Source organism: Seonamhaeicola marinus (assembly GCF_008085455.1).
The window spans coordinates 1-380 of sequence record NZ_VSDQ01000254.1; the positions used below are offsets into that span (position 1 = coordinate 1).

A 380-nucleotide genomic window follows, 5' to 3' on the forward strand; every position below is an offset into this window, starting at 1 on the left:
CTAAAGCATTACCTAGTTTAGAAGGCAAACTAACATCAAATGCTATACGTGTGCCAGTGCCTAATGGTTCGTTGGCTATTTTAAATTTAGAATTAGATAAAAAAACTTCAATAAACGGTGTAAATACTATTTTAAAAAAATATGCTTTAGAAGGTGATTTAGTTGAACAAATTAAATATGAATTAAGTGATGAATTAGTATCAAGTGATATTGTAGGCTCTTCAGCCCCTTCAATTTATGATAGTAAAGCAACTATTGTTAGAAAAGATGGCAAAAATATAGTGCTATATATTTGGTATGATAATGAATATGGCTATAGCCACCAAGTAGTTAGGCTTGCAAAACACATTGCCAAAGTAAGACGCTTTACTTATTATTAA

At 30.0% G+C, this 380-nt stretch carries 1 pseudogene; it reads left to right on the forward strand.

Going from position 1 to position 380, the window contains the following annotated elements:
* Positions 1-380: pseudogene (locus FUA24_RS03820) on the forward strand (glyceraldehyde-3-phosphate dehydrogenase); the annotation flags it as partial.